Consider the following 21463-nt stretch of genomic DNA (forward strand, 5'->3'; position numbering starts at 1 on the left):
TGTCCATGGCCTTCCGTTCGATCCCCGTCCGCCGTGCCCTGGCGCTCATCGTCGCCGCCGGGCTCGGCCTGCTCACCGTCTCCGCACCACCGGTGTCCGCCGAACCGGCCCCGAACCGGGACGAGCAGCCGGCCGCCGTGCCCTACCGGGTACTGGGCCCGAAGACGCTCGCCGACCGCAACGCGATCGCCGGCACCGGTGCCGCGATCGACTACTCCGAACACGGCGTGCTGCACGTCTCGGCCACCCGCGCCGAGGCCGCCGCGATCACCCGCCTCGGGTTCCGGCTGGAGGCGATCGCCGCCCTGCCCACCGATCGGGGCACCGCAGACGGGCAGGTCGGCGCGTTGGCCTTCCCGCCGGCCGACGCGAACTACCACGACTACGCGGAGATGACCGCCGTGGTCAACCAGGTCGTCGCGGACCATCCGTCGATCGCCCGCAAGATCAGTATCGGCAGCTCGTACGAGGGCCGGGACCTGGTGGCGGTGAAGATCTCCGACAACGTCGCCACCGACGAGAACGAGCCGGAGATCCTGTTCAACGCCCAGCAGCACGCCCGTGAGCACCTGACCGTCGAGATGGCGATCTATCTGCTCAACCTCTTCACCGACAACTACGGCTCCGACTCCCGGATCACCAGCCTGGTCAACAACCGGGAGATCTGGATCGTGCCGACCGTCAACCCCGACGGCAGCGAGTACGACATCGCCACCGGCTCCTACCGGTCCTGGCGGAAGAACCGGCAACCCAACAGCGGCTCGTCGTACGTCGGCACCGACCTGAACCGCAACTGGAGCTACAACTTCGGGTGCTGCGGCGGCTCGTCCGGCTCCACCTCCTCGGACACCTACCGGGGTCCGTCGGCGTTCTCCGCTCCGGAGACGCAGGCGCTGCGTAACTTCGTCAACAGCCGGGTGGTCGGCGGGGTGCAGCAGATCAAGGCCAACATCGACTTCCACACCTACTCCGAGCTGGTGCTCTGGCCGTACGGCTACACGACCAGCAACACCGCCACCGGGATGAACGCCGACCAGTACAACACCTTCGCCACCATCGGCCAGCAGATGGCGGCGACCAACGGCTTCACCCCGCAGCAGTCCAGCGACCTGTACATCACCGACGGCAGCAGCATCGACTGGATGTGGGCGACGCACGGCATCTGGGCGTACACCTTCGAGTTGTATCCGGGCTCGGCCTCCGGCGGCGGCTTCTACCCGCCCGACGAGGTGATCCCGGCGCAGACCTCGCGCAACCGGGAGGCGGTGCTGATCCTCTCCGAGTACGCCGACTGCCCGTACCGGGCCATCGGCAAGCAGGCCCAGTACTGCGGCGGTGGCAGCGGGACCACCGTCTGGTCGGACACCTTCGAGACCGCGACCGGCTGGACGATCAACCCCAACGGCACCGACACCGCGACCTCGGGGCAGTGGGAGCGGGGGGCGGCGCAGGCCACCAACTCCAGCGGCGCCAAGCAGCTCACCCCGTTCGCCGGTAGCAACGACCTGGTCACCGGCCGGTTGGCCGGCAGCGCCGCCGGGGACTACGACGTGGACGGCGGCGTGACCAGCGCCCGGTCCCCGGCGGTCACCCTGCCGTCCAGCGGTACGTTGACCCTGTCGCTGGCCTGGTACCTGGCACACGGATCCAACTCGTCGTCGGCCGACTACCTACGGGTCAGCGTGGTGCACAACGGCGGCACCACGGCCCTGCTGACCCAGGCCGGTGCGGCCACCAACCGCAACGGCGCCTGGACGCAGGCCAACCTCAACCTCACCCCGTACGCGGGACAGTCCGTCCGGATCCTGGTGGAGGCCGCCGACGCGTCGACGGCCAGCCTGGTCGAGGCGGCTGTGGACAACGTCACGATCACCGCCTCCTGAGACCGGCGGGGCCCCGCCACACCCCCTCGCGCGGGGCCCCGTCCCGGGCAACCAACCGGACAAAAGTGAACTCGACGGGCTGCCGGCGGTGGCCCCCGACCGGGACCGCGACCTGCTCAGCGGGTCGCGGTCCCGCCGTGCGCTACCGTCGTACCGACCCGCCGCAGCGAAGCCGGTGCGAAACCGGCGCTGTCCCGCAACTGTGATGCCCCGGATGTCGGGGACGAGTCAGGTCGCCTGGGGCGCGTCGCGATTCGCGCTCTCGAGGAAGGGCGCCTCGCGGACGGGCCGCCCCGGCTCCTGTCGGCGAAGCAGCACTCCTCGACCGACAGGAGGACCGATGTTCAGCCGTACCCCCCGGGTCTTCGCCGCCACTCTCGCGGTGGCCGCGCTCGCCCTCGGCGCCTGTGCCGAGACGAGCAGCGAGACACCCAGCACCGGCGAGCGCCCGAGTGGCGCCGCCTACCCCGTCACCGTCGGGTCGTTGACCCTGGAGCAGCGTCCCGAGAAGATCGTCTCGCTCTCCGCGACGGCCACCGAGATGCTCTTCGCCATCGGTGCCGGCCCGCAGGTCACCGCCGTCGACGACCAGTCGAACCACCCCGCCGACGCGCCCAAGACCGACCTCTCCGGCTACCAGCCGAACGCCGAGGCGGTCGCCGCGAAGAACCCCGACCTGGTGGTGCTCAGCGACGACCGCAACAAGATCGTCGACCAGCTCACCACGCTCAAGATCCCGGTGTACCTGACCCCGGCGGCGCAGACCCTGGACGACTCGTACCGGCAGATCACCGAGCTGGGCACGCTCACCGGCAACGCCGACGCGGCGGCCGACGTGGTGCAGCGGATGAAGGACGACATCACCAAGATCGTCGCCGAGGTGCCGCAGCGGGTCCAGGCGCCGACCTACTTCCACGAGCTGGGGCCGGAGCTGTACACCGCCACCAGCAAGACCTTCATCGGCTCGATCTACGCCCTCGCCGGCCTGGAGAACATCGCCGACGCGGCGGACGCCGACGGCAAGAACGGCGGCTACCCGCAGCTCTCCCAGGAAGTGATCGTCCAGGCCAACCCGGACTTCGTCTTCCTCTCCGATGTGAAGTGCTGCCAGCAGAGCGCCGCCACCGTCAAGGCGCGCAGCGGCTGGTCCGGCATCGAGGCGGTCAAGAGCGACCAGATCGTCGAGCTGGACGACGACATCGCCTCGCGCTGGGGCCCGCGTGTGGTGGACCTGCTCCGCACCATCGTGGACGCCACCAGCAAGGCTGCCGAGTGACCGACGTCGTCAGGCGTTAGCAGGGGACCCTTCCTATGCACCAGGCGTTAGCAAGGGGCCCTTCCTTACCGGCCGTCAGCCGTCCGGCGGGCCTGCGGAAACGCTGGCTCGCCATCGGCGTGCTCGCCGTCTTCGTCGCCCTGGTGGCCGGCGTCTCGCTGGGGCCGGTCAGCCTGCCGCCCGGCAGCGTCGCGATCGAACTGCTCAACCTGCTGACCGGGGTACGCCTGGAGAGCGGGCTGACCGAGCGCGAGATCGCCATCGTCACCGAGCTGCGGCTGCCCCGGGTGGTGCTGGGCCTGCTGGTCGGTGGACTGCTCGCCCTGGCCGGTGGCGCCTACCAGGGCGTGTTCCGCAACCCGTTGGCCGACCCGTACCTGCTCGGCGTGGCCGCCGGGGCGGGCCTGGCGGTCACCGTCGTACTGACCCTCGGCACCGCCACCGGCGGGGCGCTCAGCGGGCTTCCCCTCACCATCCCGCTGGCCGCCTTCGTCGGCTCGCTCGGTGCGGTCGCCATGACGTACCTGCTCGGAGTGGCCGGTGGACGCAGCCGTTCCCCGGCCACGCTGATCCTGGCCGGGGTGGCCGTCTCCGCGTTCCTCTCCGCCGGGCAGACGTACCTGCTGCAACGCAACGCGGACAGCATCCAGGAGGTGTACTCCTGGCTGCTCGGGCGGCTGGCCACCGCCGGTTGGCACGACGTCCGGCTGGTGCTGCCGTACTTCCTGCTCACCAGCCTGGTCATCCTGCTGCACCGGCGGGAGCTGGACGTGCTCTCGGTGGGTGACGACGAGGCGGCCGGGCTGGGCCTGCACCCGCAGCGCTCCCGGTACCTGCTGATCGCCGCCGCCTCGCTGGGCACCGCCGCCGCGGTGTCCGCCTCCGGCCTGATCGGGTTCGTCGGGATCATCGTGCCGCACACCGTGCGACTGCTCGCCGGATCGAGCTACCGCGTCATCCTGCCGCTGTCGCTGCTGTTCGGCGGCGCCTTCCTGGCGTTGACCGACGTGGTGGCCCGGACCGCCGCCGCGCCGCAGGAGATTCCGATCGGGGTGGTCACCGCGCTGCTCGGCGGTCCCTTCTTCGTCCTGGTGCTGCGGACCGCCCGGCGGGTGCTGACATGACCGCGCCCGAGTCGTCAGGTGGCGACCGGGCCGCGTCCGGTGCCGACGCCGTGCAGGTGCGTGATCTGCGGATCAGCCTGGACGGCACGCCGATCCTGGCCGGTGTCGACCTGACCGTCCGGCCCGGCGAGTGGGTCACCGTGATCGGACCCAACGGCGCCGGCAAGTCGACCCTGTTGCGGGCCGTCGGCGGCCTGCTCGCCGCGCCGGGCGCCGTGCACCTCTTCGGTACGCCGTCGAGCGCCCTGCGCCGCCGCGAACGGGCCCGGGTGGTGGCGACCGTGGCCCAGTCCCCGGTCGTACCGCCCGGCATGGCGGTGCTGGACTACGTCCTGCTCGGGCGTACCCCGTACATCCCGCCGCTGGGCCGGGAGTCCGCCGCCGACCTGGCCGTGGTGCACGAGGTGCTCGGCCGGCTGGACCTGGCCGGCTTCCAGGGCCGGGAACTGGCCACCCTCTCCGGCGGGGAGCGGCAGCGGGTCTTCCTGGCCCGCGCGCTGGCCCAGGGCGCGACCCTGCTGTTGCTCGACGAGCCGACCAGCGCGCTGGACATCGGTCACCAGCAGGAGGTGCTCGAACTCGTCGACCAGTTGCGCCGTACGCACGGCCTGACCGTGCTGGCCACCATGCACGACCTCTCCATCGCGGGCGAGTACGCCGACCGCATGGTGCTGCTGGCCGACGGCCGGATCGTCGCCGAGGGCACCCCGACCGAGGTACTCACCGAGGAGATGCTCGCCCGCTACTACCGGGCCCACGTCACGGTCGTCCCCGGCCCGCACGGCCCCCTGGTCCTCCCCACCCGTCCCCGTTGACGGGTGACGACGGGGTGAGGCGGTCAGGAGGTCAGGGCGATGAGGGAGAAGAGTGCGCCGTGCGGGTCGCGTAGAGCGGTGACGCGGCCGGCGGGGATGTCCCGGGGCGGCACGAGGATGGTGCCGCCCAGTTCGGCGGCGCGGGCGGCGGTGGCATCGGCGTCGGCGACCGAGAAGTAGAGCGTCCAGTACGCCGGTGAGTCGGCCGGGAACTCGGCACCCAGTGGCGGCATCATCCCGGCCACCAGGCGGTCACCCAGCCGCCAGCCGGTGTAGGCGACCTGCCCCATCGGCTCCTCCTCGGGCTGCCACCCGAAGACCAGCTCGTAGAAGACCCGTGCCCCGTCCGGGTCGGGAGTGACCAGTTCGGTCCAGCACATCGCGCCGGGTACGTCGAAGACGTCGGCACCGCCGAAGGTCATCGGCTGCCACACGCTGAACGCGGCACCGGCCGGGTCGCTGAACACCGCCATCCGGCCCCGGTCGAACACCTCGAACGGTGGCACCACCACCTGCCCACCGGCCCGTTCCACCCGGCCGGCGACCAGGTCGGCGTCGTCGGTGGCGACGTACGTCGACCAGATCGGCACCTGGTCCGGTACGGCCGGCGGCCCCACTCCGGCCACCGGTCGCCCACCCAGCAGGAAGACCGTGTAACCGCCCGCCTCCGGTTCGGGATCGACCCGGCCGGTCCAGCCGAACAGCTCGGGATAGAACCGTCGCGCCGCGTCCAGCCCCGGGGTGGCCAGATCGGCCCAGCAGGGGGTGCCGGGCGGAATGTCGACCACGGCCACCCCTCTCGGCTCGGGGCGCCCGCCGTTCGACCACCCTCACCGGCATCGTGGCACCGCCCGGCCGCCGCCCGAGGGAAACGGCCGGAACGTCAACTGAACCGGCGACCCTCGTCCCGTCGGTACGCCCATCCGCCGACCGCGGCCAGCGCCACCACCCAGACGCCGAGCATGACCGGCGACAAGAAGACGACCTGGGCCACCACGGTCACCGCCATGCTCGGCAGTGAGCATCCGATGGCGAGCCCCAGCAGGGTGAACGGCACCGCGACCACGGACACGGTGGCCAGCGCCAGCAGGAGCCGGAGCGGGGTGATCTCGGCCGCGGTCAGCCTCGCGGCGATCACCACCAGCGGGATCACGGCTCCTTCCGGGTTGCTCCCTTGACGGTCTGACGCGTCGGCGCGACCGCGCGCTCAGCCGAGCGGGGCGGGAAGCGGCGCGACGTGCACCACCGACAGCCGGGACACCGCCCGGGTGAGCACCACGTACAGGCGGTGCAGGCCGCGTGGTTCGGCGGCCACGATGGCGGCCGGTTCGGCGACGACCACATGGTCGTACTCCAGGCCCTTCACGCTGGTGGCCGGCATGACGGAGACCCGCGTACCCTCCGTCGGCTCGTCCACCGTCGCCGTCTCGATGCCCGCCGCCGCCAGCGCCGCGCGGAGCCCGGGCACCGCGTCGTCGGCGGCGACCACCGCGATCGATCCCTCGTGCGTGAGCGCCGCGCGCACCTCGTCCACCGTCGCCTCGAACAGGTCGGTCACGGTACGCACCGTGAGGGTGCCGTCGTGGCGCAGCGACTCGGCCGGCGGCACGTCGACGGCGAGCGCCGGCAGCAGCCGGTTGGCGAAGGCGAGCACCTCCGCCGGCACCCGGAAGCCGACCGTCAACGGCACCACCGCCGCGTCCGGCTTGCCCAGGTGGCGCAGGGTGTCCCGCCAGTCGGTGGCGGCCCAGGGCGCGGTCGCCTGGGCCAGGTCACCGAGGAGGGTGAGCGAGCCGTGCTCGCTGCGCCGGGCGATCACCCGGCACTGCATCGCGGAGAGGTCCTGGGCCTCGTCGACCACGACGTGCCCGAAGCCGGTCGGCCGCTCGATCAGCCCGGCCGCCTCGTCGATCAGGACGGCGTCGGCGGCGGTCCACCGGGTGGCCTTCGGCGTACGGGCCACCTTCCCGGCGGTGAGCAGGGCCTGCTCGTCGGCGGTGAGCAGGCCCTCAGCCGCCGCCGCGAGCCGGGCGGGGTCGCCGAGCAGGGCGTGCACCAGCCCCTCCGGGGTGAGCGCGGGCCAGACCGCGTCCAGGAACGTGGTGACCGGCGTCGAACGGCCCGTTCGGCGCAGCCAGGCGTCGCTCGGCGACTCCGCCCGCCGGGCCTCGGCCTGCCGTTGCAGCAGCCCGACCACCCGCGCCCGGATCCGTTCCCGGCCGACGGCGTACGGCAGCTCCGCCGCGCGGGTCTCGTGGACCAGCCGGTGCAGCGGCTCCAACCCGATCCGCCAGCGGTACGAGCCGTCGGAGACGGTCATCGCCTCGGTCGGCTCGCCCACGTACGCGTCGAGGGCCCGGCGCAGCACCTCGGCCATCCGGGCGTCGTGCTTGATCCTCGCCACCTCGGACGGTTCCGTCGCCCGCACTGCGACCCGGTCGACCAGGTCCTCGACGGTGGCCTGCGCGACCTCCACCTCACCGAGGGCGGGCAGCACCGCCGCGATGTACCCGAGGAACGCCCGGTTCGGCCCGACGACCAGCACCTTCGACCGACGTAGCCGCTCCCGGTGCAGATAGAGCAGGTATGCGGCGCGGTGCAACCCGACCGCCGTCTTCCCGGTGCCGGGCGCGCCCTGTACGCAGATCGAGTCGGTCAGGTCGGCGCGGACCAGCTCGTCCTGCTCGGGCTGGATGGTGGCGACGATGTCGCGCATCGGCCCGATCCGGGGGCGTTCGATCTCGGCGGTGAGGATCCGGCTGGCGGTGCCGAGTTCCTCGCCACGGTCGAGGCGTTCGTCCTCGAAGCTGGTCAGCACGCCGTCGCCGAAACCGAACCGGCGGCGCACCGCGAGCCCCTGCGGGTCGCGGGCGCTGGCCCGGTAGAACGACCGCGACACCGGTGCCCGCCAGTCCAGCACCAGCGGTTCGCCCTGCTCGTCGGTGACGTGCCGGCGGCCGACGTGGTAGCGCCGCCCGGAGTGCTCGGCGTCGGCGTCGCCGAAGTCGAGGCGGCCGAAGAACAGCGGCGTCCGTGGGTCGTCGGCCAGTTCGGCCACCCGACGGGCGAGGTGTCGCCCGAGCTGCTCGGCGGTGTACGAGTCACCGGCCACCGTGTCGCCGGTGGCGAAGAGTGCCTCGGCGCGTTCGCGCATCCGGTGCAACGCGGCTCGGGACCGGGTCAGGTGGGCCCGCTCGGCGGTCAGCTCGTCGTCGAGGCCGGACGTCGGCGGGTGCGGGGTCTGTGGGGCGTGCAGGCTCATCCACGTGCTCCTTGACGCGGGGAAGAAGGCTGCCGCTCGCGTTTCCGACCACGGGTCGGCGCGGGACGTCCGCTCCGGTGCTACTCACCTCGGCCGTCAGGCGGAAGCGGACAGCCTACTCCCCGCCCGCCGGCCAGCAACCGGTTTATGTAAGGAAGGGTCCCCTGTACGACACCAGGCGATAGCAGGGGGCCCTTCCTTACCGACGGGTGCGGGGTTGGCCACTTCCGGGGCGGCTCGCTGAGCCGATCGGGTCGGGCGGCGATACGGTCGGGGCATGGTCGAGCGCGTCGCCCGCCCCCGGGTCGGGCACATCCAGTTCCTCAACTGCCTCCCCATCTACTGGGGGCTGATGCGTTCGGGAGCGCTGCTCGACGTCGACCTGCACAAGGACTCGCCGGATCGGCTCAGCGCGGCGCTGGTCGCCGGTGACCTGGACATCGGGCCGATCACCCTGGTCGAGTACCTGCGGCACGCCGACGAACTGCTGCTCCTGCCGGACCTGGCGGTCGGCAGCGACGGGCCGGTGCTGTCGGTCAACCTGGTCAGCACCCGCCCGCTGGCCGATCTCGACGGGGCGCGGATCGCGCTCGGGTCCACCTCGCGGACCGGCGTGCTGCTCGCCCGGCTGCTGCTGCGTGAGCGGTACGGCGTCGACCCGGAGTACTTCCGCTGCCCGCCGGACCTGACGCAGATGCTGCTGGAGGCCGACGCCGCAGTGTTGATCGGCGACGTGGCGCTGCGGGCCATGTACGAAGCGCCCCGGCAGGGGCTGACCGTGACCGACCTGGGGTCGGCCTGGCGGGAGTGGACCGGGCTGCCGATGGTGTTCGCCGTCTGGGCGGTCCGTCGTGACTTCGCCGCCGCTCATCCCGGCCTGGTCAAGGAGGTGCACGAGGCGTTCCTGCGCTCGCGTGACCTGTGCCTGGCCGAGCTGGACCAGGTCGCCGAGTCGGCGGCCCGTTGGGAGCCGTTCGACGCGACCACCCTCGCCGAGTACTTCCGGGCCCTGGACTTCTCGCTCGGCGAGCGTCAGGTCGCCGGGCTCCGGGAGTTCGCCCGTCGGGCCGCCGAGATCGGCGAGACGCCCGCGCTGCCGGCCGGTGGACCGGCCTTCTTCACCCGCTGACCGTTCCGCACCATCAGGTACGCGTCAGCAGCGCCTCGGTGATCTCCTGGCAGTTGTCCATGCCGTACTCGTAGCCCCTGCTGATGGGGTAGCGGAGCATCACGCCCATCGTCCAGGTGTCGCCGACCGCCAGGCAGTTGACGTGGATCTCCTGCTCGCGGGTGCGGTCCACCCAGCCGTTCTTGATGGCGATCTGCTTCGCCTCGTCGGCCGGGAACGCCTTGCGGATACCGAAGTCGCCGGCACCGCGTACCAGGCGCATCTCCTTGAGCAGCCACTTGGTCCACTCGGGGCCGGCGGCCCGACCGTCGGCGATGCAGTTGCCCAGCCGTGCGGTGTCGCGGGGGGACAGCTCGGTGCGGCTCCAGCCGAGGTCGCTGGAGACCTTGCTGTCGGTCAGGTCACAGACCGACAGCAGCCGCTTGATCGACGCGGCCCGCCCGATCTGGGTGTAGAGCTGCTCGGTACGGGTGTTGTCGCTGTCCCGGATGATCCTGGTCAGGTCGTCGAGCTTCGCGTCGCTCGGCGTCTGTCCCGCGTTGGCGGTGCGTCGCAGGTAGTCGGCGACGATCCAGGACTTGATCAGCGAGGCGGTGGTGTTGGTCTCGTCCATGTTGTCCGAGCCGATGATCTCGCCGGAGCGGCGGTCCAGCACGCTCCAGCCGTACCAGCCGTCGATGTCCAGGTCGAGCTGCTTGGCAGCGAACGGCAGCGGTTCGGGCTCGGGCGACGGGCTCGGCGAGGGCGACGGCCGCGTGTGACGGTCGGTGAGCGAGCCGGCGCGGGACACCGGCGGCTCGGAGCGGCCCCACTCGGCGGCGGCGCGGGACTCGAAGGGGGAGCCGGGAAGCAGGCGCAGGGAGACCAGGACCAGCCCGAGCAGTACGCAGGCGATGGCGACGAGCCGTAGCGGAGATGTTCCGCCCTCCCGGTCGCGCTTACCGGTGGCCATCAGAGCTTCCCGGCCGGCTGCTGCGGCACCTTGAGCGCACCGCCGGGCTGCGGGGTCACCAGTTGGGCGGCGACGCTGGCGCAGACGTCGGCGCCGTAGTCGAGCTTCTCGGCGAACGAATAGCGAAGCATCACGGCCAGACTCCACTTCTCCGTGACCGCGAGGCAGTTGACGTGCCAACTGCGGTCGTAGAACAGCTTGGTCCAGCCGTTCTTCATGCCGACCGGGCCCTGACTGGTGATCGACTCAGGTAGTCCGTCGATGATGCCCCACCGGCCGCCGCCCCAACCCTCGTCCTCGTGCTGGTCCTTGTCGGCGGTGGTGCCGCGTACCTTGCTCATCTCGGAGAGCAGCCACTCGGTCCATTTCGGGCCGGCCGCCCGGCCGTCGGCGATGCAGTCGCCGAGCCGGACCGCGTCGCGCGGGGACATCCTGGTGAAGCTCCACCAGCCCTCGTACCCCTTGACGTTGCCCCGCTTGGTGTCGGTGAGGTCGCAGATGCTGATCGCGCGCTTGATCACCGGACCGGGCTGACCGCCCGCCGGCACCGCGTACGAGCCGCCGGCCATGCGGTAGATGTAGTTGGTCGACGAGTCGTCGCTGTCCCGGATGGCTTTGCTGGCCGCCTTCTTCGCCGCCGCCGTCAACTCCTCGTCGTCGAGTTGGCGCAGGTAGTCGGCGACGATCCACGCTTTGATCATCGACTCGGTGGAACTGGTCGAGGCCATGTTCTTCGAGCCGGAGATCTCACCCGTCTCGCGGTCCATCAGCGCCCACGAGAAGAAGTCGCCCTTGAAGTTCACCGACACCTTGCCCGCTGCGAGAGTGGGTGGCGGCGGTGGCGCGGGCGGCGGTGCCGCGACGCTCTCCTGTGCGGCGTTCGCCTCGTCGCCGGAGAGTCGGGCGTACGCGGCCGGCACCAGCATGACGCCGCCGAGCAGGACCGCCGTGACGGCGAACACCATGATCACGCGAGATCGCATGAGCGGGTGAGCTCCAGAGGTCAGGGCCGGGGGGACCGGCTTGTTGCCAGGACTGACCGGTGTGGATCGCTCCGGGGGCGGGGGAGGTGCCCCATCGGCGTGCGATCGTCCTGCACCGATCGGTGTGACCTGCGAAGTCTACGTCCGGATTCGGATGACGCCAGGATCCGACACCGGTCAACTCGCCGTGAAGGCGGGATAAGAACCCGCTACGCGGCTGTTGCGAGGATTTGCCGTCCATATGTGACCCGTCTCACAGTGGTGGGCGCTACCCGGGGCGCGTGCCTGGTAACGCTGGGGTATCTCGTATTTCTATGACACCCCTCTGGTGTCACAAGTTGCAAGCTGTAACACTGAGTCCATGTATGGCAATGACTTCCCGGGCGAGGAACCGCCCGGCGGCCTGCTCGGCGAGGTCGAGGCGGCGGAGGCGGCGCTGCGTGCCGCGGCGGAGCGGAGCCGCGTGGACGCCGACTCCGGAACGGACCTGGCGGCCTACTTCACCGCGGTGGTCGACGCCGACCAGAAGATCGAGCCGCGTGACTGGATGCCGGAGGCGTACCGGCGGACGTTGATCCGGCAGATCGCCCAGCACGCGCACTCAGAGATCATCGGCATGCAGCCGGAGGGCAACTGGATCAGCCGGGCCCCCTCGCTCAAGCGCAAGGCGATCCTGCTCGCCAAGGTGCAGGACGAGGCCGGTCACGGGCTCTACCTCTACGCCGCGGCCGAGACCCTCGGGGTGAGCCGGGACGAGCTGGTCCAGCTCCTGCTGGACGGTCGGCAGAAGTACAGCTCGATCTTCAACTACCCGACTCTGACCTGGGCCGACGTCGGTGTCATCGGCTGGCTGGTGGACGGCGCGGCGATCGTCAACCAGGTGCCGCTGTGCCGCTGCTCCTACGGCCCGTACGCCCGCGCCATGATCCGGGTCTGCAAGGAGGAGTCGTTCCACCAGCGCCAGGGCTACGAGATCCTGCACGTGCTGGCACACGGCACCCCGGCCCAGCAGGCGATGGCGCAGGACGCGGTGGACCGCTGGTGGTATCCGTCGCTGGCCATGTTCGGCCCGCCGGACGGTGACTCCACCCACTCCGCCCAGTCGATGGCCTGGAAGATCAAGCGCTTCTCCAACGACGAGTTGCGGCAGCGCTTCGTGGACATGTGCGTCGGCCAGGCGGAGGCGCTCGGGCTCACCATTCCCGATCCGGACCTGCGCTGGAACGAGGAGCGCCAGGCGTACGACTTCACCCAGCCCGACTACGCCGAGCTGATGCGAGTGATCAAGGGCAACGGGCCGTGCAACCGGGAGCGGATGGCACACCGGCGCCAGGCGCACGCCGACGGCGCGTGGGTCCGCGAGGCCGCCGAGGCGTACGCGGCAAAGCGGCGGGAGAAGGTGGCAGCGTGAGCGCGAGGAGTGAGCCGATCTTGCGAGCCCCGCAGTCGCGAACCGAGGTGACGCTGTGAGCGCGAGGGAATCCGCACCGCTCTGGGAGGTCTTCGTCCGGGCCCGGCGGGGTCTGTCGCACACGCACGTGGGCAGCCTGCACGCGCCCGACGCCGAGCTGGCCCTGCGGAACGCCCGGGACCTCTACACCCGTCGCCAGGAGGGGGTGTCGATCTGGGTGGTGCCGGCCGGGGCGATCACCGCTTCCAGCCCGGACGAGAAGGACGCCTTCTTCGACCCGGCGGCCGACAAGGTCTACCGCCACCCCACCTTCTACGAGGTGCCGGACGGGGTGGCGCACCTGTGAACGGTCCGTTCGCCTTCACCCTGGCGCTCGGCGACGACGCGTTGATCGCGGCGCAGCGGCTCGCCGAGTGGACCACCCGTGCCCCCGAGATGGAGGAGGACATCGCGCTGGCCAACATCGCCCTCGACCAGCTCGGCGCGGCGCGGCTGCTGCTGACGTACGCGGGCGAGTTGGAGGGCGCGGGCCGGGACGAGGACGCGCTGGCGTACCTGCGTGACGATCGGGAGTTCCGCAACTGTCTGCTGGTCGAGCTGCCGAACGGCGACTTCGCGGTGACCATGGCGAAGCTGCTCGTGCTGTCGGCGTACCAGCTCCCGCTCTACACCGCGCTGGCCGGTTGCGCCGACGAGCGGCTGGCCGCGATCGGCGGCAAGGCGCGCAAGGAGTCCGCCTACCACCTGGATCACGCCGCGCTCTGGGTGAAGCGGCTGGGTGACGGCACCGCCGAGTCGCACCGGCGGATGCAGGACGGGATCGACCAGGTCTGGCCGTACGCGAACGAGCTGTTCGCCCCCGCGCCGGACGCCCCGGTCGACCCGGCCACCCTGCGGGGCGAGTTCGACCGCACGGTCACCGACGTGCTCGCCGAGGCGACCCTCACCGCGCCGGATTCAGTCTGGGCACCGACCGGCGGACGGGACGGCGTGCACACCGAACACCTGTCGTACCTGCTCGCCGAAGCGCAGGTGGTGCACCGCGCCCACCCCGGGGCGCGCTGGTGAACGCGGTCGGACCGGCACGATGACCGATCCGCGCGTGGCCGTCGCGTCGGTGGTGGACCCCGAGATCCGGGTGGTCACCATCGACGACCTCGGCATCCTGCGTGCGGTGGAGCAGGACGCGGGCACCGGCCGCGTCGTGGTGACCATCACTCCCACGTACACCGGCTGCCCGGCGATGGACGTGATCCGGGCCGACATCCGACGCGCGCTGGCCGCCGCCGGACACCCGGACGCCGAGGTGCGTACGGTGCACAGTCCGGCCTGGAGCACCGACTGGATCAGCGACGCCGGTCGGGCCAAGCTGGCCGCCGCGGGCATCGCCCCACCGCACGCGACATCCCGCGACGGCGTGGTCCCGTTGACCCTCGCCGTGCGGTGCCCGCGCTGTGGGTCGCCGGAGACCGAGCAGCTCAGCCGCTTCGGCTCCACCGCGTGCAAAGCGTTGTGGCGCTGTCGCGCCTGTTCCGAACCCTTCGACCATGTGAAGGCGCTGTGACTGTCACCATCACCCGTCCGGTCCGCCGTCGCCCGGTGTTCCACCCGTTGCCCGTCGTCGCGGTCGACCGGCTCACCTCCGACGCCGTCGCGATCACCTTCGACGTGCCCGAGGAGTTGCGCGAGACCTTCGCCTTCCAGGCAGGGCAGCACCTCACCGTACGGCTCCCCGCCGACGTGGGCGGGAGCGCCGGCCCGGTCGTGCGCCGGTCGTACTCGATCTGCTCCACGCCGCAGGAGCTGGCCCGGCACGGTCGGCTGCGGATCGGGGTGCGGGAGATCCCCGGCGGCGCGTTCTCGGCGTACGCCTGCGGGGTGCTGCGGCGCGGCGACACCGTCGAGGTGCTGCCGCCGCTGGGACACTTCGGCAGCGCGTTCGCCCCGGGCCGGGTCCGCCGCTACGGCGCGGTGGTCGCCGGCTCCGGCATCACGCCGGTGCTGTCGCTGGTCGCCACCGCCCTGGCCGTCGAGCCGGCCAGCACCTTCACCCTGGTGTACGGCAACCGCACGGCCAACTCGGTGATGTTCGCCGAGGAGTTGGCCGACCTGAAGGACCGCTATCCGACGCGGCTGCACCTGGTGCACGTGCTGTCGCGGGAGGAAACCGAGTCGCCGCTGCTCTCCGGGCGGATCGACGCCGCGCGCCTGGGTCGGCTGCTGGACACCGTGGTACCCGCTGACGCGATCGAGGAGTGGTTCCTCTGCGGTCCGTACGGGCTCGTGGTGGACGCCAAGACGGTGCTCGTCGGGCGGGGCGTCGCCGAGTCCGCGGTGCACACCGAGCTGTTCCACGTCGACGCGCCGCCGGTGCCGGTCCGCCGCCCCGGTGACGAGCCGGGCACCGGCACCGAGGTCACCATCCTGCTCGACGGCCGGTCGTCGCGTTTCACCATGCGTCGCGACGAGCGGGTCCTGGACGCGGCGTTGAAGGTCCGCAGCGAGCTGCCGTACGCCTGCAAGGGCGGCGTCTGCTCGACCTGCCGAGCGAAGGTGGTCTCCGGTCGGGTCGAGATGGCCCGCAACTACGCGCTGGAGCCCGACGAGGTGGCGGCCGGTTACGTGCTGACCTGCCAGTCCAGCCCGGTCACCGACACCGTCACCGTCGACTACGACGCCTAGCTTCCATCCGCCCCACCCGCTCGGCGGATCTGGGAACCGCACCGTCCCTCTCGCGGAGGGCGGTTTCGCACCAGGATCTCGAATGGGTCGGGCTGCGGAGGTGGGCGGGTCGGTCGTCGCCGAACGTCTCGGCTGCCTCCGGGTAGCTCCGATCTTGGTCACAGGGTGGCCGGGGCTCGTGGGGGTACGGGTGAGCCCGGCGTAGGCTCGGTGGCGTGACGACGAGCCGGGAGATCGACGACATCCTGCAGCGCGGCGCGGACGGTGGGCGGATCACGCCCGAGGAGGCGCTGCTGCTCTACACCGAGGCGCCCTTCCACGCGCTGGGCGAGGCCGCGGACGCGGTGCGCCGTCGGCGGTACCCGGACAACGTCGTCACGTACCTGATCGACCGCAACATCAACTACACCAACGTCTGCGTGACGGCGTGCAAGTTCTGCGCCTTCTATCGGGCTCCCAAGCACAAGGAGGGGTGGACCCACCCCACCGAGGAGATCCTGCGTCGCTGCGGCGAGGCGGTCGAACTGGGCGCGACCCAGGTCATGCTCCAGGGCGGTCACCACCCGGAATACGGGGTGGAGTACTACGAGGAGCTGTTCTCCTCGGTCAAGAAGGCGTACCCGCAGCTCGCCATCCACTCGATCGGCCCGAGCGAGATCCTGCACATGGCCAAGGTCTCCGGCGTCAGCCTGGACGAGGCCATCGCCCGCATCAAGGCCGCCGGGCTGGACTCGATCGCCGGTGCCGGCGCCGAGATGCTCCCGGAGCGCCCCCGGAAGGCGATCGCGCCGCTCAAGGAGTCGGGTGAGCGCTGGCTGGAGGTCATGGAGTTGGCGCACCGGCAGGGCGTCGAGTCGACCGCGACGATGATGATGGGCACCGGTGAGACGGCCGCCGAGCGGATCGAGCACCTGCGGATGATCCGCGACGTGCAGGACCGCACCCAGGGTTTCCGGTCCTTCATCCCGTGGACGTACCAGCCGGAGAACAACCACCTCAAGGGCCGGACCCAGGCGACCACGCTGGAGTACCTCCGCCTGGTGGCCGTGGCCCGGCTCTTTTTCGAGACCGTGCCGCACCTGCAGGCGTCCTGGTTGACCACGGGCAAGGACGTGGGCCAGCTCGCGCTGCACATGGGCGTGGACGACCTGGGCTCGATCATGCTGGAGGAGAACGTGATCTCCTCGGCGGGCGCCCGGCACCGGTCCAACCTGCACGAGCTGATCGGGATGATCCGCTCCGCCGACCGGATCCCGGCGCAACGGGACACGCTCTACCGGCGGCTGGCCGTGCACCACACCCCCGCCGACGACCCCACCGACGAGCGGGTGGTGTCGCACTTCTCGTCGATCGCGCTGCCCGGCGGCGGTGCCGGTCGTTCCCTGCCGCTGGTCGAGGCGAACTGAGTCTCCCCAAGGTCACGAGTGGTCCCCGGAAAGGTCACGGTTCGCCAACGGTGCCGACGCTCGGCTGATCACCCGAACGGCTCGCCCCGCCCATCCAACCGGCTCGAAGCGTAGTGCCGGACCGGCGCGGGGTCGCGCTCCCTCGGGCAACAAGAGCCATCAATCCGGACAAACCTTAGATGACCATTAGCTGAGCAGCGTGTGGCGGGTGTGATCCGGGGTGGCGTGGGTGGTTCCTGAGCGCTAACGTCCCCGGCCGTACGCTTCTCACCACTCCACGGGGGAGACCCTTCAATGATCTTCCGTACTCGTCGTGCCGCGAGCCTGGCCACGGCCGCGCTGCTCGCCTTGGGCGCGGTCGCCGCGTTCGGCGCGCCGGCCAACGCCGCCGGCACCGAGACCGATCTGGCGATCACCTCGGCTGGCACCAGGGTCGCCGAGGGCTCCTGGGGCAAGCTCGCCTGGGCCAAGATCGCCAATCAGGGCAAGAACACCCCGAGCAAGGTCTCCCTCAAGGTCGACGCCTCCAAGGTGGACGAGAGCAAGCTCTGGTTCGCGATGTACACCGAGGGCGGGTGCACGTTCGACAGCGACCCCGACCCGAATCTGTTCGTCTGTGAGCTGGACAAGACCGAGATCCCCGGCCCCGGCGAGACCGTCGAGCTGCCGCTCCTCCTGATCAAGACCGGTGAGACGGCCACCGGGCCGTACAAGGCCCCGGTCACCATCACCATCGAGTCGCCGGACGACACCGACGACAGCAACAACAGCGTCACCTTCGACGTCGAGGTGACCCCGGAGAGCGGCGTCGACCTGGGCGTTATCGTGCCGGACGTGAAGACCGGCATCGACTTCGAAACCGAGAAGGAGAGCGACAAACTCCTTCCGGGCGATACCTCGATCGTCTTCGGTGCGGTCCTGAACCAGGGTGACCTGATCGCCCAGGGTGTCAAGCTGACCTTCCAGCTTCCGGTGGGTGTGACCTTCGCCTTCCCGGTCGAGGGGTGGGAGATCAGCGCCGACAACCGCAGCGCCGTCTGCGATGACAAGACGCTTGTGATCGGGACCGACGAGGTGCTCATCATCGATATGCCGATCGTCGTGGACGAGGACGTGAAGGCACCGGTGGCCCTCAAGGACGGCTGGTTGAAGGCGGAGGCCCACGGCGCGTTGCCGCCCGGTGCCCGGTTCAGCAAGCAGGCGACCATCCCGGACTTCGACCGGGCCGAGGTCCGGGAGATCGAGGACACCGAGTTCGCCGACATCGACCCGTCGGACAACAGCGACGACTTCGCCGTGATCGTGGCGGCGGCCGGCAACGGTGGCGGCGGCGGTGGCCTGCCGGTCACCGGTGTGCAGGCGGGCGTGATCGGCGCCGTCGGCGCGGGCGTGGTGCTCGCCGGTGCGGCCATGTTCCTGGTGTCCCGCCGTCGCCGGGTGGTCCTGGTGGCTCCGGGCGACGAAAAGACCAATTCCTGAGGCCAGGTCCTCAATCGGCCCGCGCGGGCCGTTCACATAACGCACGGCAGTAGGGGCGGGATGGGCGACCATCCCGCCCCTACTGTCTCTGCGGTGGGCCGCGGCGACCCTGGCGGTGAGCGGTGAGGGGTCGGGCTGGCAGAGTGGAGGGGTGAGCACCCCGCAGGGCCAGCGCGCCAGCCTGGACAAGCAGCCGCACGAGGTCGCCGCGATGTTCGACGGGGTCGCGGCCCGCTACGACCTGACCAACACCGTCCTCTCCTTCGGGCAGGACCGGTTCTGGCGGCGGGCCACCCGGGCCGCCCTGGACCTGCGTCCCGGCGACCGGGTGCTGGACGTGGGTGCGGGCACCGGGGTCTCGACCGAGGAACTGTCCCGCTCCGGGGCGTACGCGGTCGGCGCGGACCTGTCGCTGGGCATGCTGTACGCGGGCAAGCGGGTCCGTCCACAGGTGCCGTTGCTGGCCGGTGACGCGCTCCGGCTGCCCTTCGCCGACGCGAGTTTCGACGCGGTGACCATCTCCTTCGCGCTGCGCAACGTCAGCGACACCGATGCGGCGCTGCGTGAACTGGCGCGGGTCACCCGGCCGGGCGGCCGGTTGGTGGTGTGCGAGTTCAGCACCCCGGTCAACCCGGCCTTCCGCACCGTGTACCTGTCGTACCTGATGCGGTCGCTGCCGGCGGTGGCGCGCACGGTGTCCAGCAACCCGGACGCCTACGTCTACCTGGCCGAGTCGATCCGGGCCTGGCCGGACCAGCCGGCGTTGGCCGCGCGGGTGGGTGCGGCCGGGTGGGGCAAGGTGGCGTGGCGGAATCTGAGCGGCGGCATCGTGGCGCTGCATCGGGCTATCCGGGATTGACCCGGCTTGTCCATTTCTCGTCACCATTTAGGTGAATTGGGCTATTTAGCAATGTCTGCCGTTTAGGCTGGCTCGCATGACGGATGCGAGGCACCTGGCCACCGATGATGCCGCCGAGCTGGTCGACCAGCTCAGGGATCTGGCCGGTGCGGATCCGGCGGACGTGCGTCAGGTGGTGTCCGAGGTGCTGGCCGCGCTGGACCGGGCTGCCGGTGGCGCGTTGCGCGAGCACCTGCCGGAGACGATCCGCGCGGGTCTTGACGCCGCCAGCCCCACCGCATAGGGCTGCTCCGATGCCCGGGACGGCATGACCGCAGCGTCCGGGAGTTCCGTCAGTGTCCTGTTTCCGTGATGTTAGGACGCCCTAACAAACCGAGCTTACGGCGTCGGTCATAGACTCGTCCCGGCTGGCTTGTGAAGCATTTCACGAGCACTCGGGGAGGAGGCGCGGATGACCGCGGTGGAGAACGACGCCGACGTGATCGTCGTGGGCGCCGGTCCCGGTGGGTCGGCGACCGCGTACCACCTGGCTCAGCACGGCGTACGCGTGTTGCTGCTGGAGAAGACCGAGTTCCCTCGGGAGAAGGTCTGCGGCGACGGGCTGACCCCGCGCGCGGTGCGGCAGTTGATCCGGATGGGTGTGGACACCTCACCCGAGGCCGGTTGGCTGCACAACCGGGGTCTGCGGGTGATCGGCGGCGGCGTCCGGCTCGAACTGGACTGGCCCGACCTGGCCAGCTTCCCGAACTACGGCCTGGTCCGCACCCGGCTCGACTTCGACGACCTGCTCGTCCAGCGGGCCGTGTCCGCCGGGGCGACGCTGCGCACCAACGTCACCGTGACCGGCCCGGTGCTCGACGGCAACGGCCGGGTGATCGGGGTGGAGGCCGAGGACGGCCCGGACAAGGCCCCGGCCACCTTCCACGCGCCGCTGGTGGTCGCCGCCGACGGCGTCTCCGGCCGCTTCCCGCTCGCCCTCGGGCTGGCCAAGCGCGAGGACCGCCCGATCGGCGTGGCGGTCCGCCGCTACTACCGTTCCGAGGCCCGGCACGACGACGACTACCTGGAGTCCTGGCTGGAGCTGCGGGCCAAGGGCACCGGTGCCCTACTGCCCGGGTACGGCTGGATCTTCGGTCTCGGCGACGGCCGGGTCAACGTCGGCCTCGGCATCCTCAACTCCTCGTCGGCCTTCGGCAAGACCAACTACCGGCGGTTGCTCACCGACTGGCTGGCGAACACGCCGCCGGAGTGGGGGATGGCCGACGAGACCAACGCCGAGGGTTCGATCCTCGGCGCGGCGCTGCCGATGGGCTTCAACCGGGTGCCGCACTACACCCGGGGAGTCATGCTCGTCGGTGACTCCGGCGGCATGGTGAACCCGTTCAACGGCGAGGGCATCGCGTACGCCATGGAGTCCGGCGAACTGGCCGCGGAGGTCGCGGTGCAGGCGCTGGCCCGCCCGGTCGGAGCCGAGCGGGAGCGGGCACTGATGGCGTACCCGCAGGAGTTGAAGACCCGGTTCGGCGGCTACTACCGCCTGGGCGGGGTCTTCGTGAAGCTGATCGGCCGGCCCGAGATCATGCGCGTGGCGACCAAGCACGGCATGCCCCACCCGACCCTGATGCGCTTCGTGCTCAAGCTGCTGGCCAACCTCACCGACCCCCGTGGCGGTGACGCGATGGACCGGGTGATCAATGCGATGACCCGGGTCGCGCCCGCCGTGTAGGGGCGCGGACCAGGCAGGTCGACCCCCCGCCGACGGTCGCCGGGTGGGATGTGAATAGTGTGAATTTCGCCAACGAACGAGGGCAGGGAAGGACGAGCAGGAGAAGAAGATGTCGCTCTCGCCTTACGTACCCATCATTGGGCTCTTCGCCCTCGCCGCGGCCTTCGCGCTGTTCTCGATAGGCGCCGCCCGCTTCGCCGGACCCCGGCGATACAACAAGGCCAAGCTCGAAGCCTACGAATGTGGGATCGAGCCCAGCCCGCAGCCGATCGGCGGCAGCCGGTTCCCGGTCAAGTTCTATCTGACGGCGATGCTCTTCATCGTCTTCGACGTGGAAATGATCTTCCTTTACCCGTGGGCCGTCTCCTTCGACCTCCTGCCGGTGTTCGGATTCGTCGCCATGTTGATTTTCATCGGTGCGGTCTTCGTCGCGTACGCCTACGAGTGGCGGCGCGGCGGTCTGGACTGGGACTGAG

Annotated in this window: 21 protein-coding genes and 1 riboswitch; of the genes, 16 read left to right on the forward strand and 5 right to left on the reverse strand. The window is 70.8% G+C overall.

Translation table 11 applies throughout. The annotated features are described in order from the left end of the window. Positions 1–5 precede the first annotated feature (5 nt). From ACIBMZ_RS09175 to ACIBMZ_RS09190, 4 genes are all read left to right on the forward strand, one after another. Positions 6–1883 (forward strand): M14 family zinc carboxypeptidase, encoded by a 1878-nt coding sequence (locus ACIBMZ_RS09175; protein WP_396692073.1) that lies wholly within the window; start codon positions 6–8, stop codon positions 1881–1883. Between the two features lie 171 nt (positions 1884–2054). Next, a riboswitch (cobalamin riboswitch) is annotated at positions 2055–2116 on the forward strand. 107 nt (positions 2117–2223) lie between these two features. After that, positions 2224–3159, forward strand: coding sequence for an ABC transporter substrate-binding protein (locus ACIBMZ_RS09180; RefSeq protein WP_396692074.1), 936 nt, complete (start codon positions 2224–2226; stop codon positions 3157–3159). Between the two features lie 35 nt (positions 3160–3194). Beyond that, on the forward strand, positions 3195–4283 hold the full coding sequence (locus tag ACIBMZ_RS09185; protein WP_396692075.1) for a FecCD family ABC transporter permease: 1089 nt from the start codon (positions 3195–3197) through the stop codon (positions 4281–4283). After that, a complete protein-coding gene (locus tag ACIBMZ_RS09190; RefSeq protein ID WP_396692076.1) occupies positions 4280–5098 on the forward strand; it encodes an ABC transporter ATP-binding protein in 819 nt (272 codons plus the stop codon). The genes ACIBMZ_RS09185 and ACIBMZ_RS09190 overlap by 4 nt, the downstream gene beginning before the upstream one ends. 23 nt (positions 5099–5121) lie before the next feature. On the opposite strand, the gene ACIBMZ_RS09195 is transcribed toward ACIBMZ_RS09190, so the two are convergent. The 3 genes from ACIBMZ_RS09195 to ACIBMZ_RS09205 all read right to left on the reverse strand — a co-directional run bounded on the left by ACIBMZ_RS09195 (position 5122) and on the right by ACIBMZ_RS09205 (position 8360). Then, positions 5122–5886 carry a VOC family protein gene (locus tag ACIBMZ_RS09195; protein WP_396692077.1) on the reverse strand — a complete coding sequence of 255 codons (765 nt, stop codon included), beginning with the start codon at positions 5884–5886 and terminating at the stop codon, positions 5122–5124. A gap of 95 nt (positions 5887–5981) precedes the next feature. Next, positions 5982–6251, reverse strand: coding sequence for a hypothetical protein (locus ACIBMZ_RS09200; RefSeq protein WP_396692078.1), 270 nt, complete (start codon positions 6249–6251; stop codon positions 5982–5984). A 54-nt stretch (positions 6252–6305) separates the two neighbouring features. Further along, on the reverse strand, positions 6306–8360 hold the full coding sequence (locus ACIBMZ_RS09205; protein ID WP_396692079.1) for a HelD family protein: 2055 nt from the start codon (positions 8358–8360) through the stop codon (positions 6306–6308). Between the two features lie 277 nt (positions 8361–8637). Between ACIBMZ_RS09205 and ACIBMZ_RS09210 the strand changes: the two genes are divergently transcribed. Beyond that, on the forward strand, positions 8638–9489 hold the full coding sequence (locus tag ACIBMZ_RS09210; protein WP_396692080.1) for a menaquinone biosynthetic enzyme MqnA/MqnD family protein: 852 nt from the start codon (positions 8638–8640) through the stop codon (positions 9487–9489). 13 nt (positions 9490–9502) lie between these two features. Here ACIBMZ_RS09210 and ACIBMZ_RS09215 read toward each other — a convergent pair whose 3' ends face one another. Then, positions 9503–10441, reverse strand: a complete 939-nt coding sequence (locus ACIBMZ_RS09215; protein ID WP_396692081.1) for a serine hydrolase — start codon at positions 10439–10441, stop codon at positions 9503–9505. Further along, on the reverse strand, positions 10441–11424 hold the full coding sequence (locus ACIBMZ_RS09220; RefSeq protein ID WP_396692082.1) for a hypothetical protein: 984 nt from the start codon (positions 11422–11424) through the stop codon (positions 10441–10443). Before ACIBMZ_RS09220 ends, ACIBMZ_RS09215 begins: the two co-directional genes overlap by 1 nt. 361 nt (positions 11425–11785) lie before the next feature. Here ACIBMZ_RS09220 and paaA point away from each other — a divergent pair, with 361 nt between their 5' ends. The 11 genes from paaA to ACIBMZ_RS09275 all read left to right on the forward strand — a co-directional run bounded on the left by paaA (position 11786) and on the right by ACIBMZ_RS09275 (position 21462). Next, a complete protein-coding gene (gene paaA, locus ACIBMZ_RS09225) occupies positions 11786–12835 on the forward strand; it encodes a 1,2-phenylacetyl-CoA epoxidase subunit PaaA (protein WP_396692083.1) in 1050 nt (349 codons plus the stop codon). 55 nt (positions 12836–12890) lie between these two features. Then, on the forward strand, positions 12891–13181 hold the full coding sequence (paaB, locus tag ACIBMZ_RS09230; RefSeq protein ID WP_350697438.1) for a 1,2-phenylacetyl-CoA epoxidase subunit PaaB: 291 nt from the start codon (positions 12891–12893) through the stop codon (positions 13179–13181). Beyond that, positions 13178–13903, forward strand: coding sequence for a 1,2-phenylacetyl-CoA epoxidase subunit PaaC (paaC, locus tag ACIBMZ_RS09235; RefSeq protein ID WP_396692084.1), 726 nt, complete (start codon positions 13178–13180; stop codon positions 13901–13903). The genes paaB and paaC overlap by 4 nt, the downstream gene beginning before the upstream one ends. 19 nt (positions 13904–13922) lie before the next feature. Beyond that, positions 13923–14399 carry a 1,2-phenylacetyl-CoA epoxidase subunit PaaD gene (gene paaD, locus ACIBMZ_RS09240; RefSeq protein WP_396692085.1) on the forward strand — a complete coding sequence of 159 codons (477 nt, stop codon included), beginning with the start codon at positions 13923–13925 and terminating at the stop codon, positions 14397–14399. Further along, on the forward strand, positions 14396–15517 hold the full coding sequence (paaE, locus tag ACIBMZ_RS09245) for a 1,2-phenylacetyl-CoA epoxidase subunit PaaE (protein WP_396692086.1): 1122 nt from the start codon (positions 14396–14398) through the stop codon (positions 15515–15517). The genes paaD and paaE overlap by 4 nt, the downstream gene beginning before the upstream one ends. A 215-nt stretch (positions 15518–15732) precedes the next feature. Then, positions 15733–16923, forward strand: coding sequence for a cyclic dehypoxanthinyl futalosine synthase (gene mqnC / locus ACIBMZ_RS09250; RefSeq protein WP_396692087.1), 1191 nt, complete (start codon positions 15733–15735; stop codon positions 16921–16923). 294 nt (positions 16924–17217) lie between these two features. Further along, on the forward strand, positions 17218–18402 hold the full coding sequence (locus tag ACIBMZ_RS09255; RefSeq protein WP_396692088.1) for an LPXTG cell wall anchor domain-containing protein: 1185 nt from the start codon (positions 17218–17220) through the stop codon (positions 18400–18402). A gap of 151 nt (positions 18403–18553) precedes the next feature. Continuing rightward, positions 18554–19261, forward strand: coding sequence for a demethylmenaquinone methyltransferase (locus ACIBMZ_RS09260; protein WP_396692089.1), 708 nt, complete (start codon positions 18554–18556; stop codon positions 19259–19261). Between the two features lie 76 nt (positions 19262–19337). Beyond that, positions 19338–19544, forward strand: coding sequence for a hypothetical protein (locus ACIBMZ_RS09265; protein WP_396692090.1), 207 nt, complete (start codon positions 19338–19340; stop codon positions 19542–19544). A 168-nt stretch (positions 19545–19712) separates the two neighbouring features. Beyond that, positions 19713–20987 (forward strand): geranylgeranyl reductase family protein, encoded by a 1275-nt coding sequence (locus tag ACIBMZ_RS09270; RefSeq protein ID WP_396692091.1) that lies wholly within the window; start codon positions 19713–19715, stop codon positions 20985–20987. A 109-nt stretch (positions 20988–21096) separates the two neighbouring features. Next, a complete protein-coding gene (locus tag ACIBMZ_RS09275; protein WP_350697428.1) occupies positions 21097–21462 on the forward strand; it encodes an NADH-quinone oxidoreductase subunit A in 366 nt (121 codons plus the stop codon). Position 21463: the final 1 nt, after the last annotated feature.

The sequence above is a fragment of the Micromonospora sp. NPDC049900 genome, assembly GCF_044461025.1.
Classification (GTDB): domain Bacteria; phylum Actinomycetota; class Actinomycetes; order Mycobacteriales; family Micromonosporaceae; genus Micromonospora.

What these genes read in the sequence shown, in the direction of transcription:
- ACIBMZ_RS09175 (WP_396692073.1), top strand. Translation starts at nt 6, where the DNA reads ATGGCCTTCCGTTCGATCCCCGTCCGCCGTGCCCTGGCGCTCATCGTC.
- ACIBMZ_RS09180 (WP_396692074.1), top strand. Translation starts at nt 2,224, where the DNA reads ATGTTCAGCCGTACCCCCCGGGTCTTCGCCGCCACTCTCGCGGTGGCC.
- ACIBMZ_RS09185 (WP_396692075.1), top strand. Translation starts at nt 3,195, where the DNA reads ATGCACCAGGCGTTAGCAAGGGGCCCTTCCTTACCGGCCGTCAGCCGT.
- ACIBMZ_RS09190 (WP_396692076.1), top strand. Translation starts at nt 4,280, where the DNA reads ATGACCGCGCCCGAGTCGTCAGGTGGCGACCGGGCCGCGTCCGGTGCC.
- ACIBMZ_RS09205 (WP_396692079.1), bottom strand. Translation starts at nt 8,360, where the DNA reads ATGAGCCTGCACGCCCCACAGACCCCGCACCCGCCGACGTCCGGCCTC.
- ACIBMZ_RS09210 (WP_396692080.1), top strand. Translation starts at nt 8,638, where the DNA reads ATGGTCGAGCGCGTCGCCCGCCCCCGGGTCGGGCACATCCAGTTCCTC.
- ACIBMZ_RS09215 (WP_396692081.1), bottom strand. Translation starts at nt 10,441, where the DNA reads ATGGCCACCGGTAAGCGCGACCGGGAGGGCGGAACATCTCCGCTACGG.
- ACIBMZ_RS09220 (WP_396692082.1), bottom strand. Translation starts at nt 11,424, where the DNA reads ATGCGATCTCGCGTGATCATGGTGTTCGCCGTCACGGCGGTCCTGCTC.
- paaA (WP_396692083.1), top strand. Translation starts at nt 11,786, where the DNA reads ATGTATGGCAATGACTTCCCGGGCGAGGAACCGCCCGGCGGCCTGCTC.
- paaD (WP_396692085.1), top strand. Translation starts at nt 13,923, where the DNA reads ATGACCGATCCGCGCGTGGCCGTCGCGTCGGTGGTGGACCCCGAGATC.
- ACIBMZ_RS09255 (WP_396692088.1), top strand. Translation starts at nt 17,218, where the DNA reads ATGATCTTCCGTACTCGTCGTGCCGCGAGCCTGGCCACGGCCGCGCTG.
- ACIBMZ_RS09265 (WP_396692090.1), top strand. Translation starts at nt 19,338, where the DNA reads ATGACGGATGCGAGGCACCTGGCCACCGATGATGCCGCCGAGCTGGTC.
- ACIBMZ_RS09270 (WP_396692091.1), top strand. Translation starts at nt 19,713, where the DNA reads ATGACCGCGGTGGAGAACGACGCCGACGTGATCGTCGTGGGCGCCGGT.
- ACIBMZ_RS09275 (WP_350697428.1), top strand. Translation starts at nt 21,097, where the DNA reads ATGTCGCTCTCGCCTTACGTACCCATCATTGGGCTCTTCGCCCTCGCC.